The 17,721-nt window shown below is 63.9% G+C and carries 14 protein-coding genes; 5 read left to right on the top strand and 9 right to left on the bottom strand.

Annotated features, from left to right (window positions below; translation table 11 throughout):
* Positions 1-222: 222 nt before the first annotated feature.
* Positions 223-1,974, top strand: a complete 1,752-nt coding sequence (locus tag QD228_RS09920) for a BCCT family transporter (RefSeq protein WP_077379921.1) — start codon at positions 223-225, stop codon at positions 1,972-1,974.
* A 104-nt stretch (positions 1,975-2,078) separates the two neighbouring features.
* On the opposite strand, the gene QD228_RS09915 is transcribed toward QD228_RS09920, so the two are convergent.
* From QD228_RS09915 to tkt, 8 genes are all read right to left on the bottom strand, one after another.
* Positions 2,079-2,915 carry an alpha-L-glutamate ligase gene (locus QD228_RS09915; RefSeq protein WP_084207730.1) on the bottom strand — a complete coding sequence of 279 codons (837 nt, stop codon included), beginning with the start codon at positions 2,913-2,915 and terminating at the stop codon, positions 2,079-2,081.
* Between the two features lie 139 nt (positions 2,916-3,054).
* A complete protein-coding gene (locus QD228_RS09910; RefSeq protein WP_077379925.1) occupies positions 3,055-3,975 on the bottom strand; it encodes a nuclease-related domain-containing protein in 921 nt (306 codons plus the stop codon).
* Positions 3,976-4,009: 34 nt separating this feature from the next.
* On the bottom strand, positions 4,010-4,459 hold the full coding sequence (locus tag QD228_RS09905) for a YbaY family lipoprotein (protein WP_136939537.1): 450 nt from the start codon (positions 4,457-4,459) through the stop codon (positions 4,010-4,012).
* A 74-nt stretch (positions 4,460-4,533) separates the two neighbouring features.
* Positions 4,534-4,908, bottom strand: a complete 375-nt coding sequence (locus tag QD228_RS09900; RefSeq protein ID WP_279875470.1) for a translation initiation factor Sui1 — start codon at positions 4,906-4,908, stop codon at positions 4,534-4,536.
* A 154-nt stretch (positions 4,909-5,062) separates the two neighbouring features.
* The gene (fba, locus tag QD228_RS09895; RefSeq protein WP_077379931.1) at positions 5,063-6,127 is read right to left on the bottom strand and encodes a class II fructose-bisphosphate aldolase; all 1,065 of its coding nucleotides are present in this window, start codon (positions 6,125-6,127) and stop codon (positions 5,063-5,065) included.
* A gap of 181 nt (positions 6,128-6,308) precedes the next feature.
* Positions 6,309-7,472 (bottom strand): phosphoglycerate kinase, encoded by a 1,164-nt coding sequence (locus tag QD228_RS09890; protein WP_279855708.1) that lies wholly within the window; start codon positions 7,470-7,472, stop codon positions 6,309-6,311.
* A complete protein-coding gene (locus QD228_RS09885) occupies positions 7,469-8,605 on the bottom strand; it encodes a glyceraldehyde 3-phosphate dehydrogenase NAD-binding domain-containing protein (protein WP_077379935.1) in 1,137 nt (378 codons plus the stop codon). The genes QD228_RS09890 and QD228_RS09885 overlap by 4 nt, the downstream gene beginning before the upstream one ends.
* 435 nt (positions 8,606-9,040) lie before the next feature.
* The gene (gene tkt / locus QD228_RS09880) at positions 9,041-11,035 is read right to left on the bottom strand and encodes a transketolase (protein WP_279875468.1); all 1,995 of its coding nucleotides are present in this window, start codon (positions 11,033-11,035) and stop codon (positions 9,041-9,043) included.
* A gap of 446 nt (positions 11,036-11,481) precedes the next feature.
* Here tkt and metK point away from each other — a divergent pair, with 446 nt between their 5' ends.
* The 3 genes from metK (at position 11,482) to QD228_RS09865 (ending at position 14,848) form a co-directional block, all read left to right on the top strand.
* Entirely contained in the window at positions 11,482-12,702 is a 1,221-nt protein-coding gene (metK, locus tag QD228_RS09875) for a methionine adenosyltransferase (protein ID WP_077379939.1), read from the top strand.
* Positions 12,703-12,878: 176 nt separating this feature from the next.
* Complete coding sequence (locus tag QD228_RS09870; protein WP_279875466.1) at positions 12,879-13,382, top strand: YgjP-like metallopeptidase domain-containing protein; 504 nt, start codon at positions 12,879-12,881, stop codon at positions 13,380-13,382.
* 194 nt (positions 13,383-13,576) lie between these two features.
* Positions 13,577-14,848 (top strand): sodium:proton antiporter, encoded by a 1,272-nt coding sequence (locus tag QD228_RS09865; RefSeq protein WP_077379943.1) that lies wholly within the window; start codon positions 13,577-13,579, stop codon positions 14,846-14,848.
* A 99-nt stretch (positions 14,849-14,947) separates the two neighbouring features.
* Here the strand turns inward: QD228_RS09865 and QD228_RS09860 are convergent, their stop codons facing one another.
* The gene (locus tag QD228_RS09860; RefSeq protein WP_279875464.1) at positions 14,948-15,688 is read right to left on the bottom strand and encodes an aspartate/glutamate racemase family protein; all 741 of its coding nucleotides are present in this window, start codon (positions 15,686-15,688) and stop codon (positions 14,948-14,950) included.
* A 393-nt stretch (positions 15,689-16,081) separates the two neighbouring features.
* Here QD228_RS09860 and QD228_RS09855 point away from each other — a divergent pair, with 393 nt between their 5' ends.
* On the top strand, positions 16,082-17,557 hold the full coding sequence (locus QD228_RS09855) for an NCS1 family nucleobase:cation symporter-1 (RefSeq protein ID WP_077379947.1): 1,476 nt from the start codon (positions 16,082-16,084) through the stop codon (positions 17,555-17,557).
* The last annotated feature ends 164 nt before the right edge of the window (positions 17,558-17,721 follow it).

Here is a 17,721-nt window from a genome sequence, read left to right as displayed (position 1 = left end):
CCCGCTTTCCCTCCGTCCCTCTTTTCCTCGATGTCTCCGTCGACGTCATCCTGGCCGGCTGCTGTCTCGCGTGATGTCCTTGCGCTGACAAGCGGTAAATTTTCTTTACGTAGCCTATCGAGTTGTTGTACTAGCTTTGTACGAAGTGTGAACGCGCAGGTCACTTTTCATTCATGATAAGCTATTATCATGCAGGGTGATAACGATAAACGAGGCTTATTTATGAGCAAGAAAACCCCCGGAGGAACCGCTGCCAACGCGGAGAACAAGCCAGAGAAGGCCTTCGACATGATCGACAAGCCGACCTTCTTCGGCTCGATCTTTCTGCTGCTGGCAGTGACGTTGCCATTGGTCATCTTCCCCGAGCAGGGTGCGATGTGGGTATCGGCGGCCAAGAATTTCGTCACCAGCAAGCTGGGTGTGCTCTACCTGATGCTGGGTGTCGGAGCCGGTGGCTTCATGATCTACATCATCTTCAGTGATATCGGGCAGATCAAGCTGGGCGACGCCGAAGAGAAGCCCGAGTTCTCGATCGTGTCGTGGGCGGCCATGCTGTTCTGCGCCGGTATCGGGGCCTCCATCCTCTACTGGTCGATGATCGAGTGGGTCTACTACTACCAGTCGCCGCCGTTCCACGTGGAAGGTCAGACACCGGAGGCCGCGGAATGGGCCGCCGCCTACGGTATCTTCCACTGGGGGCCGCTGGCATGGGCGATCTATCTGATTCCCGCCGTGCCGATCGCCTACTTCTACTACGTGCGTCACCACAGTGTCCTGAAGATTTCCGAGGCGCTGATGCCGGTGCTCGGCGAAAAGCTGGCGCGTGGCTGGCTGGGCAAGCTGGTCGACATCAGCTTCGTCTTCGGCATGCTGGGTGGCGGGGCGACCACGCTCGGTCTGGCAGCTCCGATGATCAACGAGGGGGTGCATGAGCTGTTCGGCGTACCCAAGTCGCTGATGACCCAGGTCGTCGTGCTGCTGGTGTGTACCGCGCTGTTCGGCTACAGCGCCTACGTGGGGCTCAAGAAGGGCATCAAGCTGCTGTCGGACATCAACTTCTGGCTGGCGGTCGGGTTGCTGCTGTTCATCTTCATCGCAGGTCCGACCCTGTTCATGGCCAATACCGGTCTGGACGCGCTGGGGCGCGTGATGAGCAATCTGATCCACATGGCGACCTGGCTTGAGCCGTTCGCCGAGTTCAAGGGCTTCGAGAACACCCACTTCCCGCAGGACTGGACCATCTTCTACTGGGCCTGGTGGCTGGTGTTCGCGCCCAGCGTGGGGCTGTTCATCGCGCGCATCTCGCGGGGTCGCACCATTCGCGCGATGGTGGCGGGCTCGATGTTCTTCGGCACCATGGGCTGCTTCCTGTTCTTCATGGTGATGGGCAACTACGGCCTGTACCTGCAGCTGTCAGGTGAGCTGGACGTGGTGACCATACTCAACGAGCAGAGCCCGACCGCTGCCATCTTCGCCATGCTGCATACCCTGCCGCTGGACTATGTGGTGATCTTTGCCTTCACGCTGCTGGCACTGATCTTCACGGCCACCACCTTCGACTCCATCTCCTATATCCTGGCGGCCGTGGTCCAGAAGGAAGTGGATGAGGAGCCGATGCGCTGGAACCGTCTCTTCTGGGCCTTCGCGCTGTCGTTCATGCCGATCGTGCTGATGTTCGTCGGCGGGCTGGAAACCCTGCAGACGGCCTCGATCATCGGCGGCGTGCCGTTGCTGGCGGTGGCGTTGCTGCTGTGCATCTCCATCGTGCGCGCCGCGCACTATGACCTGCGCTATCAGCCGGATTACACGGTCAAGGAGATCAATATCGAGGAATTCCCGGAAGACGACCCCTGGACGGAAGAGGGCACCTGGGAGATTCCGGACGAGGACGTGCCTGCGGCGGGCAAGCCGCAGCAGGACACGCCCAAGGATCATGTCGAAGGCGACCCGCACAGCCGTCCTTCCCGACTGTGATCCGGCCGGCCTGAAGGATCAGGCCGCCGACGACAGAAAGCCGCCCCTCGGGGCGGCTTTCTGTCGTCTGGATGACGGAGCTGGTGAGTCTCAGGGGCGATGACTCAGGCGGTTTCCTGCAGTGTCTCGCTGCGGGAGCGGCGCGGTGTCAGCACCGGCGGCGTCGGGTCCTTGTCGTCATTGTCGAGGGCCAGATAGCGACTGATGGCGGCACCGATACGCCGTGAACTGTCCTGAATGCCCTGGTTGCCGAACAGACGATTGAACTCGAAGACCATCGGATGGCCATCGACCATCGCGATATCGAAACCGGCGTGGTCGACACTCAGCGCCTCGGCCAGCTGCAGCGCCAGCTCGATGGCGGGCGCCGGGATGTTGTCATAGGCCGTCTCGCCGCCCTGACTGACATTGGAGCGATAGCCGCCCAGCGGCGTGACGCGCCAGTAGGCAGTGATGACTTCGCCACCGACCACCACGATGCGCAGGTCGCGATCGATATCCAGCCGCGGCTGGGCATACAGCACCGGGTGCTCGGCTGCGTGGGCTTCCAGCTCGCCACGTGACTGGATCAGCTTCACCCCGGCCCCCATGGAGCTCTTCACTTCCTTGACGATCAGCGGATAGCCGAAGCGTGCCTCGATGTCGTCGATTGCCTGACGGCTGGCACCCCGAATCTCGGTGGGCGGCACATTGTCCGGGCAGATGGCCTGAAAGACGCGCGTCTGCTCGACCTTGTCGTGGCCGATGGCGTAGCTGGGCAGGCTCGGGAAGATGCGTTTTCCCAGGCCATAGACCAGGGTGGTGATCTGCCAGTATTCGGGAAACAGCAGGATGTCGGCGGCGCGGATCTCGTCGAGGTGATCCAGCATGCGTTCCGGCTTGATATAGCGAACGCCGGCGATACCGAGAGTGCGAAATGCGTCGAAGGTGATGAGTTTCATGGGGGATATGTCGCCAGAAGCGCCATCATTGCGATGGCGCGATCAAGGAGCCAGGGCTGGACCGGCGCGTATTTAACGTCGCGCCGGCCCGCTTGGCAAGTCCTTGTGACGGGCGGATGGGAGGCCGCCAGTCGCTGGCCTAGGGCGTTTCCATACGTTCGGCCTGTACCCGCAGCAGAATCGCCTCGTTGATGCGCTGCTTGAGTGCCTCATCCAGCGCCGGGCAGCCATCCTCCGGGGTCATGCAATGGGTGCTGAGCCACTCGGCCAGCCCTTCGCCATTGACGACGTCCGGGTCGCCCTTGCGCTGTTCACCACGCCGGATGATCTGCCAGCCCGGCAGCGCCAGAATGCCGTGCACCGGTACCTCGACACCACACTCGCGCTTGAGCCAGGCGGCAGTCCAGTCACGCGCGACGCGTGTCTCGCGCAGCGGCTTGCGCTCGCGCCCGCCGGGGAAGTGCAGACGCCCATCCTCCAGCTTGACCTCGTTCTTGATCGCTCCCAGAGCATCCAGCGGACGCGAGCGCGCCTTGGTGCGGATGGCATAGGCACCGAGCGGCGTGAGCACCAGATGGTCGATATGGAAGCCGTCGGCGGGGACGTCATGATAGACCACGCTGCTCAACTGCTCCGGGCGAATGAGCTGATCCAGCTCCTGGCCGATGGACAGCTCGCAGGCCAGCCCCAGCTTCAACTTGCGGATGCGCTGGAAGTGGCGGGTGAGGCGCAGCGCGAAGATCAGCACGAACAGCGCGCAGGCCAGTCCATAGCCCGCCCACTCCAGCCAGTTCTGCTCTTCGCCGAACACCATGCGTCCCATGCCATAGATCAGCGGGCTCAGGGTGATGAGCGGTCCCAGTGCGCCATCGAGAAACAATGACTGGAAGGCGTCATCGAGGCGGTCTCGCAGGCTCTGGCCCGGCTCGCGCAGCTGGCGGCGGGTCAGGGGTGACTGGATGCGGCGCTCATGCAGGCCGCGCATGCCCAGCACCACCAGCGCGATGGCGCCCAGCGGGGTGAGAAAGAAGACAGGTAACAGGTATTCCAGCCAATCCATCGGGATGTCCTATCTACAGGAGAGGGGAGCGTATTCAGTGGCCCAGCGCACGTGGCAGCGGCACGATCGGCACCTCGACCTCACCCTGCGCTGCGTTGTGGGTAGTGTCCAGTACCGGCACCACGCTGTCATTGATCCAGTACAGCTTGCCGTCACTGCGCACGTCGGCCTGCAGTGCATAGCGATGGCCATCCTCGATGGCATTGCGATCATATTGCAGGCTGACCGGGAAAGGCCCCTGGCGCAGACCGCCGAAGCGGGTGCTGGCGATCAGGTTGGCCGGTGCATCGGCTCTGGAGATATCCACCAGGCGGACCTCCAGCAGCGCATCACCCGGTGCCTGGAAGGCCTGCTGTGGCACCACGCGTGCCTCCAGCTGAGCGAAGTCAGGGCCGGTCATGCAGCCCGCCAGCCCCAGCGTGCCGAGCAGCAGTGCGCCGATGGCCAGAGAGCGGGAAGGATGAGGCATGGAGAGTTTCAGCATGGAGGTCCCTTGTGCGGTCGGCGATACGCCGCCAACCGAGATGTCTGATGAGACGGATGCCGGGGCGTGCAGGTTCAGCCGCCGGCCAGCTTGACGGTATAGCCGCGTCGCGTCAGCTCGGTCTTGAGCGTCTCGCGGTGATCGCCCTGGATCTCCACGATACCGTCCTTGAGGCTGCCGCCGGTGCCACACCGCTGCTTGAGAGTCTTGGCAAGCGCCTTGAGTTCCTTCTCCGCCAGCGGAATCCCGCTCACGGTGGTCACGCCCTTGCCCTTGCGGCCGCTGGTCTCGCGGCGGATACGCACCACGCCATCGAGGCTTGCCAGGCGTTCGCGCTCGGCGAGGTCCGCGCACTCGCAGTCGGCTTCGGCGCGGCGGCATTCGGGGCAGGTGGCGCCGTGTTCAGTGGAATAGACAAGCCCGGAAAGTTGATCCTTGAGCGAGGCCATGATGTCTCCTGCGGTACCAGAAAAATGATGCGTTGTCGGCGGTGCCTGAGGAAAGGATACCCGTGCGCGTCGGCAGCGGCACCCTGATGCGTCAAAAAAAGGCGGCCCCTGCGGGCCGCCTTTCGTTCATGCCGTCGTGCGCATGGCCGTCAGATCAGTTGATCTTCGGGTCCAGCTCGCCACGGTGGTAACGCTCGAACATCGCTTCGAGGTTGATCGGGTCGATCTTGCTGCCGTGGCCGGCAGCACCGAAGGCTTCGTAGCGTGCGATGCAGATGTCGCGCATCGCCTTCACGGATTCCTTGAGGTACTTGCGCGGGTCGAATTCAGACGGGTTCTGGGCCATGAAACGACGGATGGAGCCGGTGGAGGCGAGGCGCAGGTCGGTATCGACGTTGATCTTGCGCACACCGTGCTTGATGCCTTCGACGATCTCGTCGACCGGAACCCCGTAGGTTTCCGGAATCTTGCCACCGTATTCGTTGATGATTTCCAGCCAGTCCTGCGGCACGGAGGAAGAGCCGTGCATCACCAGGTGAGTCTCGGGGATGCGGGCGTGGATCTCCTTGATGCGCTGGATGGACAGGGTGTCACCCGTCGGCGGCTTGGTGAACTTGTAGGCGCCGTGGGAGGTGCCGATGGCGATGGCCAGGGCATCGACGTGGGTCTTCTTGACGAAGTCGGCGGCTTCTTCGGGGTCGGTCAGCATCTGGTCGTGGTCCAGCTTGCCTTCGGCACCGATGCCATCTTCTTCACCGGCCATGCCGGTTTCCAGCGAGCCGAGGCAACCCAGTTCGCCTTCGACGGACACGCCACAGGCATGCGCCATCTCGACGGTGCGACGGGTCACATCGACGTTGTATTCGTAGCTTGTCGGGGTCTTGCCATCTTCCCCCAGCGAACCGTCCATCATCACCGAGCTGAAGCCCAGCTGGATGGAGCGCTGGCAGACGGCTGGCGAGGTGCCGTGATCCTGGTGCATGACCACCGGGATATGCGGGAATTCCTCGATCGCGGCCAGAATCAGGTGGCGAAGGAACGGCGCGCCGGCGTATTTGCGAGCGCCTGCAGAGGCCTGGACGATCACCGGAGAGTCGGTGTGGTCGGCGGCTTCCATGATGGCGCGCATCTGCTCGAGGTTGTTGACGTTGAACGCGGGAATGCCGTATCCGTACTCGGCTGCGTGGTCCAACATCTGGCGCATGCTGATCAATGCCATGACATCACCTGTCTTCTTGGGGAATGGAAAAGGGAGTAGCGTCTGGCCACCCTGTGCCGCAGGCAGAGGATGGCCCTGTTACCGTGACCCAGTTACCGGGTACCCCGGGCATGTGGCTGGCTCAGGGTACCGGGACAGTCGATGAGGACCTTGTCGCTGCGCCATTCGAGCGCAGCCCGGGTCAGCTTGCAGCGGCTTCCAATGCCGCCACGGCCGGTAGCGTCTTGCCTTCCACGTACTCGAGGAAGGCACCGCCACCGGTAGAAATGTAGGACACGCGGGACTCGACAGCGTATTTGTCGATGGCCGCCAGGGTGTCCCCACCACCAGCGATGGAGAAGGCGTCGCTCTCGGCGATGGCCATGGCCAGCTTCTCGGTACCGTTGGCGAACTGGTCGATCTCGAACACGCCCACCGGGCCGTTCCACAGAATGGTGCCGGCATCCTTGAGCAGCGCCCCGAAGCGGGAGGCGGTGTCCGGGCCGATATCCAGAATCATTTCGTCATCACGCACGTCGGCAACGTCACGCACGATGGCCTCGGCCTTGTCGGAGAACTCGGTGGCCACGACGACGTCGGTGGGCAGCGGGATCTCGACCTTGTCCATCAGCGCGCGAGCGGTATCGAGCAGGTCAGCCTCGTAGAGCGACTTGCCGACGTTGTAACCGGCGGCGGCGATGAAGGTGTTGGCGATGCCGCCACCGACGATCAGCTGATGGCACTTGTCGGACAGCGCCTTGAGCACGTCCAGCTTGGTGGAGACCTTGGAGCCGCCGACGATGGCGACCATCGGCGCGCGCGGCGCGGCGAGTGCCTTCTCGAGGGCTTCCAGCTCGGCAGCCAGCAGCGGGCCGGCGCAGGCGTCCGGGGCGAAGCGTGCCACGCCATGGGTGGAGGCCTGGGCGCGGTGCGCAGTGCCGAAGGCGTCCATCACGTAGATGTCGCACAGGGCGGCGTAGGCGCGAGACAGCGCTTCATCGTCCTTCTTCTCGCCGGCATTGAAGCGCACGTTTTCCAGCAGCACGACCTCGCCCTCGGCGACGTCCGGTGCCGTGTCGAGATAGTCGGTGATCAGACGCACCGGGCTGCCCAGCAGCTCGCCCAGGTGTGCCGCGACCGGTGCCAGAGAGAACTGCTCTTCCGGCTGCCCTTCGGTGGGACGGCCCAGATGGCTCATCAGCATGACGCGCGCTCCCGCATCGCGGGCCGCCGTGATGGTCGGCAGGCTGGCGCGGATACGCGCGTCGCTGGTCACCTGACCATTGCGAACCGGCACGTTGAGATCTTCGCGGATCAGCACGCGTTTGCCTGACAGGTCGAGGGCGGTCATCGTTTGCACGTTCATGACGGGTTCCTTGGTCGTGAATCGGTGGAGAGAGCTCCCGTCGCCAGAGGCGTTGTCATCTCGCAGGCGTGCCAATGGGTGGCGACGTCCAGCATGCGATTGGCAAAGCCCCATTCGTTGTCGAACCAGCACAGCATCTTGATCAGCCGGCCGCCGGCAACACGGGTCTGGGTCGCATCCACGATACCCGAGCGCGGATCGTGGTTGAAGTCGATGGACGCCGTCGGCTCCTCGCTCAACCCCATCAGGCCCTGCAGGCGTCGTGCGCAGGCCTCGCGCAGCAGGTCATTGACCTCGTCCGCGCTCACGTCGCGCTTCACCTCGATGGACATGTCCATGCAGGACACGTTGATGGTCGGCACCCGCAGGTGCAGACACTCGAAGCGTCCTTCCAGATGCGGCATCAGGCGGTTGATGCCCTTGGCCAGCCCCGTATCCACCGGCACGATCGAACTCATCGCGGAGCGCGTCAGGCGCAGGTCCGTCTGGTGGTAGGCGTCGATCACCGGCTGGTCGTTCATCGCCGAATGCACCGTAGTGGTGACGCCACGCTCCAGCCCGAAGGCCTGCTCCAGCACCGTGAGGATCGGGATCAGGCAATTGGTCGTACACGACGCCGCCGAGACGATGCGCATGCCGCCAGCGTCCTGCCCTGTCCCGGCGGGGGCCAGCGCCGACTGGTTGATGCCGCACACGATGGTGGCATCGACATCGGCGTCGGTATCGCCGGGCTGGGAGAACAGCAGCCGTCCCGCGCCTGCCGACAGATGGCGCTCGGCGGTGGCCCGGTCCTTGAAGCTGCCGGAGCACTCCAGGACCAGGTCAATCCCCAGTGCCCGCCAGGGCAGGCAGTCTGGATTGGCCTCGGACAGGATGCTGATCGCATGGCCGTTGACGACCAGCTGGCCGTCGCGCTGCTCCACCGTGCCGGGGAAGCGGCCATGGGTGGTGTCGTAGCGTGTCAGATAGGTAATGGTGTCCAGGTCTGACAGCTCGTTGATCGCCACCACTTCCAGTGGCAGCGTCTCGCCACGTGCTTCACGTTCCACCAGCGCTCTCAGCACACACTGACCGATGCGTCCGTAGCCATTGATGGCCACTCGCAAGGGGGCGTTCCCCTGGCGAAGGCGCATGCTGGCCTCCTGGGAGGCGTCGGAGGTGGGCAGAGGGGACTGATGGCTCAATGAGGTCTCGTTCCGGGTGTTTTTCAGGGGGTCCATGGTAGCGCATCGCTTTGCTGGGCGGAGGGAGCGAAAGGCGCGCAAGCGCCTGATTTCTGGTTTTTTTCGTCTAAGAACACGTAGTCACACTACCCAACTGGAGGGGTTGTGTAGTCGCCATCCGCACTGTCTGTCGAGGGCTGGATCGCCGGAGAATGACCGTTCATGCAGGATGAATCGTGTCATCAAGCTGTGACTGACATGGAGCGCGTCGACTACAGGCGACAGCCGGTGACGGTGGAGGGCTTCTCGAGTGTCGCACAGACGAAAACGCCGCCGCTCCCATCGGGAGGCGGCGGCGTCGATCTGCGTCCCACTCCGTCATCGACGGGGTGAGTCAGGCGGTGATCAGCCCAGCAGCGTGTTGGCGCGTTCGACCACGTTCTCGACCGTGAAGCCGAAGTGCTTGAACAGGTCGCCAGCCGGCGCGGATTCCCCGAAGGTCTCCATGCCGATGATGTCGCCGTTCAGGCCGACATACTTGAACCAGTAGTCACGATGCCCGGCTTCGATCGCCACGCGCGCGGTGACGGAGGACGGCAGCACGGATTCGCGGTATTCCGCGTCCTGGGCATCGAACAGGTCGGTGGCCGGCATGGACACGACACGCACGGCGCGACCGGCGGCTTCCAGCTCGGCGGCGGCATCCATCGCCAGACCGACTTCGGAGCCGGTGGCGATCAGGATCAGTTCCGGCTGGCCGTTGGCGGCGTCCTTCAGCACGTAACCGCCACGGCTGATGTTGGCCAGCTGGGCCTTGTCGCGGTTCTGGTGCGGAAGGTTCTGACGCGACAGGATCAGCGCGGTCGGGCCGGAGTGACGCTTGATGGCCGCATCCCAGGCGGCTGCGGTCTCCACGGCATCCGCCGGACGCCAGGTGGACAGATTCGGCGTGGTGCGCAGGCTGGTCAGCTGCTCGATCGGCTGGTGCGTCGGGCCATCTTCGCCCAGACCGATGGAGTCGTGGGTGAAGACGTAGACGGCCTGCTGACCCATCAGGGCGGCCATGCGAACGGCGTTGCGCATGTACTCCATGAAGATCAGGAAGGTCGCGCCGTACGGGATGAAGCCGCCGTGCAGACCGGCGCCGTTCATGATCGCGCCCATGCCGAACTCACGCACACCGTAATGCAGGTAGTTGCCGCTGAAGTCTTCGCGGGTGATCGCCTGGGCGCCCTTCCAGAAGGTCAGGTTGGACGGGGCGAGGTCGGCGCTGCCGCCGAGCAGTTCCGGCAGCTGCGGGCCGAGCTGGTTCAGGCACTCGAAGGAGGCCTTGCGCGACGCCGGGCTGTCGCCGGCGGCCTGAGCATCCTCGATCATCTTCTCGCTGCTCAGGGCGTGCGGCAGCTTGCCTTCCAGACGACGGGTGAACTCGGCGGCCAGTTCCGGGTGCGCGTCGGCGTAACGGGCGAAGCGCGCATCCCAGTCACTCTCGAGCTTGGCGCCGCGCTCGCTGGCATCCCAGCCCTGATAGATGTCTTCCGGGATGTGGAAGGGTGCGTGGGTCCAGCCCAGCTTCTCGCGGGTCGCCGCGACTTCGTCATCACCCAGCGGAGCGCCGTGGCAGGACTCGGTGCCTTCCTTGTTCGGGGAGCCGAAGCCGATGACGGTCTTGCAGATGATCAGGCTCGGTTTGTCGTCGTGGCTCTTGGCCAGGGCGATGGCGGCGTTGATCTCTTCCGGCTTGTGGCCGTCGACGTTGGCCACGACGTGCCAGCCATAGGCTTCGAAGCGCTTGGCGGTGTCATCGGTGAACCAGCCTTCGACTTCCCCATCGATGGAGATGCCGTTGTCGTCATACAGGGCGACCAGCTTGCCCAGACCCAGGGTGCCGGCCAGCGAGCCGACCTCGTGGGAGATGCCTTCCATCAGGCAGCCATCGCCCAGGAAGCACCAGGTGGTGTGGTCGACGACGGTGTGGCCCGGACGGTTGAACTGCGCCGCCAGTGTCTTCTCGGCGATCGCCATGCCCACGGCATTGGCCAGCCCCTGGCCCAGCGGGCCGGTGGTGGTCTCGATACCCGGCGCATAACCGTATTCCGGGTGACCGGCGGTCTTGGAATGCAGTTGGCGGAAGTTCTGCAGATCTTCAAGGCTCAGCTGGTAGCCCGTGAGGTGCAGCAGGGAGTAGAGCAGCATGGAGCCGTGGCCGTTGGACAGCACGAAGCGGTCACGGTCGGCCCAGTTCGGGTTGGCCGGGTTGTGCTTGAGGTGGTCGTTCCAGAGCACTTCAGCGATGTCGGCCATGCCCATGGGGGCGCCGGGGTGGCCAGACTTGGCCTTCTGAACGGCGTCCATGGAAAGTGCACGGATGGCGTTGGCCAGGTCAAAACGGGAAGGCATGCAATAGCTCCTCGCCTGCGGGGCGTCAAGAGTGTGGCAATGAATCACGGCGTTCTGCCTGTGGTGCGCAGCGCGCCGGAAAGGACAGTGCGTCGCGTGAACCTTGTGCGTACGAAGCTTCGCCCGTACGCGATCTCCGGGCCAGTATTGTCACCGAGATGACGGGGCGCGGCAAATCGCATCCGGGCCCCGCAGCCGTCCATGCGTCTTGCTGACTTATGCCGGTTGGTGTCCTTCTTGTGGCAAAAAGGTCTCGAAACGGCCGTCGTGCAGTCCGCATGGCGCTAGGCACTCACATAAGTGGCGTGTAAACTCGCCCCCCCGAGGCCGGGCCGTCTGTGTCAGTCCTCAACGTGCGCCGCAAGCGTGTTTCTACTCGGTCTCAAGCAGCCATCTGCCGTCAGTGGCCGAATCATCCCCGCATCCGAAAAGAGGGTCGAGGACCAATGAGCGAATACTCACTCTTCACATCCGAGTCCGTGTCCGAAGGGCACCCGGACAAGATTGCCGACCAGATTTCCGATGCCGTGCTCGATGCCATCATCGCGCGCGACAAGCAGGCACGCGTGGCGTGCGAAACGCTCGTCAAGACAGGCGTGGCCATCGTGGCCGGTGAGATCTCCACCAGCGCGTGGGTCGATCTCGAGGAGCTGGTACGTCGTGTCATCACGGATATCGGCTACACCTCTTCCGATGTCGGTTTCGACGGCGAGACCTGTGGTGTCCTGAACCTGATCGGCAAGCAGAGCGTCGATATCGCCCAGGGCGTCGATCGCACCAAGCCGGAAGATCAGGGCGCGGGCGACCAGGGCCTGATGTTCGGCTATGCCACCAACGAGACCGACTCCTTCATGCCGGCGCCGATCCACTACGCTCACCGTCTGGTGGAGCGTCAGGCGGAACTGCGCAAGAACGGCATGCTGCCGTGGCTGCGTCCGGATGCGAAGAGTCAGGTCACCTTCCGCTACGACGAAGCCGGCAAGCCGGTCGCCGTCGAAGCCGTCGTGCTGTCCACCCAGCATGACCCGGAAGTGTCCCAGGAAGACCTGCGCGCGATGGTCAAGCGCGAGATCATCGAGCAGGTCCTGCCGGCCGAGTGGCTGTCCGAGACCACCGAATACCACATCAACCCGACCGGCAACTTCGTCATCGGTGGCCCGGTGGGTGACTGTGGTCTGACGGGCCGCAAGATCATCGTCGACACCTACGGCGGCATGGCCCGTCACGGTGGTGGTGCCTTCTCCGGCAAGGACCCGTCCAAGGTCGATCGCAGCGCCGCCTATGCCGGTCGTTACGTGGCCAAGAACGTCGTCGCCAGCGGTCTGGCCGACAAGTGCGAGATCCAGGTCTCCTACGCCATCGGTGTCGCCGAGCCGACCTCCGTCTCGATCAACACCTTCGGCACCGGCAAGATCAGCGATGCCAAGATCGTCGAGCTGGTGCGCGAGCACTTCGACCTGCGTCCGTATGCCATCACCACCATGCTGGATCTGGCGCACCCGATGTATCAGCTGACCGCTGCCTACGGCCACTTCGGTCGTGAGCCGTTCGAGCACAGCTACAGCTGGACCGACGTGACCGGCGAGAAGAAGACCGAAACCTTCACCGCCTTCCCGTGGGAAAAGACCGACCGTGCCGCTGGCCTCAAGGCTGCTGCCGGCCTGTAAGGTCGTCAGCTCGACAGGCCTGGCAGGGGAGGGACATCTCGCCCCTGCCGGCTCAGTGTCATGACAGGAAAACCCGCTTCGGCGGGTTTTCTTGTCTCTGGTGGAGCGTTAGCGGCGCGAGCCCGACTGACACGCAGGTCTGACCCTTTGTGGGACAGCAACAGGAGAGAGGCCCAGTGGCTGATCTACGCTATCTCAAGGGCTACGGCCCCGAGATCCAACAGCAGGCGAGTGAACTGCTGGCGTCGGGCAAGACGGCAGCCTTCTTTCTCGCTAGATATCCCGAGCCTCATCAGCTGCAGGGGGCCCGTGCGCTGCATGACTACACCATGGCGCTGAAGAATCAGCACCTGCGCAGCTCGGCGCCGATCAGCAAGGTGATCTATGACGACCGGATTCACGTCATCGACAACGCCCTGGGGCTGCACACCTTCGTGTCGCGGGTGCAGGGCAACAAGCTCAAGGCCAAGCACGAGATCCGCATCTCGTCGTTGTTTCGGCGCCTGCCGGAGCCGCTGCTGAACATGATCGTGGTCCATGAGCTGGCGCATCTGCGCGAGAAGGCCCACGACAAGGCGTTCTATCGACTCTGCTGTCACATGCAGCCGGAGTATCATCAACGTGAGTTCGAGCTGCGTCTCTATCTCTGTCACCGTGAACGTCACGGTGATCTCTGGTAGTCACGGCCAGTGCTGGGAATCACGGCCAGTGCTGGCAGTCACGACCCGTTCTGGCAGTCACGACCCGTTATGGCAGTCACGATCAGCGCTGCTGGCCACGCGAGTGGCTCTCCGCATCAGCTCGTATGAAAGACGAATGACAAGGACGTCATGCCCTCCAGGGTATCGGCGCCACTGCAAAGGACCGTTTTCGGATGCTCAATCTCGCTGCACTGTTCATTACCATCACTGCCGTGTGCATGTGGTTCAACCACCGGGTCCTGCGCCTGCCCCCGACCATCGGCGTGATGGCCATCGGTCTGGTGCTGTCACTCGGCGTGATCGGGCTGGATCACTTCGCGGTGACCACCGTCGTGGCCGACATCGCGGAAGACTGGCTGGGGCGCATCAACTTCAACAGCCTGCTGATGGACGGCATGCTGTCCTTCCTGCTGTTCGCCGGTGCGCTGCACGTGGATCTCTCGCGTCTGAAGGCCTATCGCCGCTCCATCGGCCTGCTGGCCACGCTGGGCGTGCTGGTCTCGACCCTGGTGATCGGCTCCGCCGCCTGGTGGCTGTTCCAGTGGGCCGGCATCGAGGTGCCCTACCTGTATTGCCTGGTGTTCGGCGCGTTGATCTCGCCCACCGACCCGATCGCCGTGCTCGGCATCATGCGCAGCGCCGGAGCGCCTGCCGACATGGAGATCCGCATCGTCGGCGAGTCACTGTTCAATGATGGCGTGGCGGTGGTGCTGTTCACCGCGCTGTTGAGCGCGGCCTCGGCGGGCAGCGGTGAGGTCGAGCTCGGCCACATGGGGCTCCTGTTCCTCGAGGAAGCCGGCGGCGGGATTCTGCTCGGGCTGGCACTGGGTGCGCTGGTCTATCAGCTGATGCGCAGCATCGACCAGTATCAGGTCGAGGTGATGCTGAGCCTGGCGCTGGTGTTGGGCGGCTACGCGCTGGCCTCGGCGCTGCACGTCTCCGGCCCCATCGCGATGGTGGTGGCGGGGCTGATCATCGGCAACATGGCGCGTGATGGCGCCATGTCCGACAACACCCGCCGCTATCTGGACGGTTTCTGGGAGCTGGTCGACGAGATCCTCAACGCGGTGCTGTTCGTGCTGATCGGCCTCGAGCTGGTGCTGATGCCGATCACCCTGACCTCGATCGGCATCGCCCTGGCGCTGGTGGCGGTCATCCTGCTCTCGCGTCTGGCGCTGATCGGCATTCCGCTGAGCATCTTGCGGCGCTGGTATACCTTCCGGGCCGGCACCACGCGCGTGCTCACCTGGGGGGGACTGCGTGGCGGCATCTCGGTGGCACTGGCCCTGGCGATTCCCGAAGGTGACTTCCGCGAGCCGCTGGTGGTCACCACCTACATCATCGTGCTGTTCTCGATCCTCGTGCAGGGGTTGAGCATCGGCAAGCTGGTGACCGCAGTCGTCGGGGATCGCTCTCGCTCGGAGGCGCCGCACGACCAGCATTGAGTCAGAGCCTGCCAAGAGAAACGCCCCCTCACTGACAGCAGTGAGGGGGCGTTTTCGTTGCTGTCGAGAGAGGCAAGCCAATGGCATCGCAATGGCAGGTCAGAGGGCGGCCAGCCCCCGGGCAAAGACGCCGCTGAGCGACTTGGCCTCGCCGCCCGGCGCCGCGCGGGTGACGGCGGGCTGGCGCATCAATGTCAGCAGCAGATCCCGTCCCGCCAGCAGCGGGTCGACCACCGGCAGACCGATATCCCGAGCGATGGCGTCGCGCAGCGGGCCCATCGCGGCGCAGCCCAGCACGATGCTGCCGGCACCGCTCGCCCTGGCCTGCTCACAGCTCTCGAGCAGCGCCTGCGGGGGAGTGCGCGCCTCGGACAGCGCCAGTACCGGGACGTCACAGGCCAGCAGTGCCTTGCACAGCGGACGCATCGCATAGCGCTCCAGCAGCTGCTCGGACATCGGCAGCGTGCTGGTCATGCTGGTGACGATGGCAAAGGAGGGTGCCGCCAGCGTGGCCATGTGCATGGCGGCCTGGGCGATGCCGATCACCGGCACGGGGCTCAGTTCGCGGGCGGCCTCAAGGCCGGGGTCACCGAAGCAGGCCAGCAGATAGCCATCGGCGGGGGGCGTGTCCAGCAGGCCTTCCCTGTCCCGGGCGATCAGACTCAGCAGCGCGACCACCGCCATGGCTTCCTCGACGGCTGTCTCGATGCTGGGGGCGCCATGCTCGGCGGTCAGTACCTCGAGTCGGACGTCGTCCGCGAGCTGTCGTTGCAGCGAGTGCGCCATCTGCTGGCTCATCGCCTGGCTGGTGTTGGGATTGATGACCTTGAGACGCAACATGGCGCGTGTCTCCTGTGATGAGGTTAGGCTCGCGGGGATGGGTGAGACGTTCGAGCAGGATGGTCAATACGTGAGCAGCATTCGTGCCAGACGGGCAATCACCGCTTCAGCAACGTTCGTTTCATCGCTGGTGCGCCCTGGTGGTGCATATGGCGAATGCAGGGGGAATCGATGGTGCTTGAGGGGGCAGCGATTTCGGCTTGAGAGGTAGTACTGGCAGGAGGTGCAGGCAGAATGGGGGCTGGGGGAAACGCTGGGAGATTGAAAAGCCGCAACATGTGTTTCATTGGCATGCTTGTTGATAGGGGGATAGGCATGGCGAGGCGTGATGCCTCGTGACCGGCCCACGGACGGAACGTCCACTCGGGCACCAAGCCCCCTCTGGAGACAACAATGACACCCCAGACTCCCCCTGACCTGAGCAACGCCAGCAAGCGGCTCATCAACGACGACCTCGCGCCCTGCGAGCAGAACTGGAACTGGTACAACATCTTCTCGTTCTGGATGTCCGACGTGCACAGTGTCGGTGGCTATGTCTTCGCCGCCAGTCTGTTCACCCTGGGCCTGGCCAGCTGGCAGATTCTGGTCTCGATGCTGGTGGGGATTCTGGTGGTGCAGGTGTTCGCCAATCTGATCTCGCGGCCCAGCCAGCAGACGGGGGTACCGTTTCCGGTGGTATGCCGCCAGTCCTTCGGCATCTATGGTGCCAATATCCCGGCGATCATCCGCGGGCTGATCGCGGTGGTGTGGTACGGCATCCAGACGTATCTGGCGGCACATGCCTTGATGCTGGTGCTGCTGCGTTACGTGCCGTCGCTGGAGGGGCTGACCGAGGTCCAGTACCTCGGCCTCTCGCAGCTTGGCTGGTACTGCTTCCTGTTCATGTGGGTGCTGCAGGCGCTGGTGTTCTGGTGGGGCATGAACGCGGTGCGCCGTTTCATCGATTTCGCCGGGCCGGCGGTCTATGTGGTGATGTTCGCGCTGGCGGGCTGGATCGTCTGGCAGGCCGGCTGGGACAACATCAGCTTCACGCTGGGCAGCAAGACACTCTCCGGCAGTGATGCCCTGTGGCAGATGGTGATCGCCGCGGCCCTGGTGGCGGGCTACTTCGCGGGTCCGACGCTCAACTTCGGTGACTTCTCGCGTTACTGCGCCACGCCTGGTGACGTGAAGCGTGGCAACTTCTGGGGCCTGCCGGTCAACTTCCTGCTGTTTGCCGTCATCACCGTGGTAGTAGTGTCCGGCACGCAGCCCATCTTCGGCGAGATGCTGCATGACCCGATGGAGACTGTCGCGCGCATCGACAACGGTGTCGCGGCGGCGCTGGGCATCCTGACCCTGGTGCTGGCGACCATCGGCATCAACATCGTGGCCAACTTCGTGTCACCGGCGTTCGATTTCTCCAATGTGGCGCCGTCGCGCATCAGCTGGCGGATGGGCGGCATGCTCGCCGCCGTCGGCTCCATCTTCATCACGCCGTGGAATCTGTTCAACAATCCGGAGATCATCCAGTACACCGTGGGCATTCTCGCCGCGGCCATCGGCCCGGTGTATGGCGTGATCCTGTTCGATCACTACTTGATCCACAAGGGCGGCATCAACACCCGGGCATTGTTCACCGACAGCGCGCAGGGAGAGTATTTCTTCGAGAAGGGCGTCAATGTCGCGGCGGTCAAGGCGTTGCTGGCCTCCTCGGCGGTGACGCTGGTCATCAGCTTCCTGCCGCTGGGTGACATCACCCACTTCACGCTGTTCATCGGCGGCCTGATGGCGGCAGGGCTGTATGGCATCTTCTCGGGATATTGGCTGGGAGATGCTGCCTCCGCGCGCATCTATGTGCCTGCTGGTTCACGCGGCAAGGTCGTCTGACCGCAGGCGAAAGGCGCGAGTCACGTCGAGACGCTCAGGGCCCGTACCTTCCCGGTATCGGGCCCTGAGTGCATCTCGCCGCCAGGACTCGTGGCAGTAGCGTTGGCGGGACGCGAGCCGTCGGGATAGGGGGAGGCTGGCGGCAGGTGTAGCATGAGGCCATG

The organism is Cobetia sp. 3AK, assembly GCF_029846335.1.
Taxonomy (GTDB): Bacteria; Pseudomonadota; Gammaproteobacteria; order Pseudomonadales; family Halomonadaceae; genus Cobetia; species Cobetia marina.
This window is presented reverse-complemented; position numbering and strand designations above follow the sequence as displayed.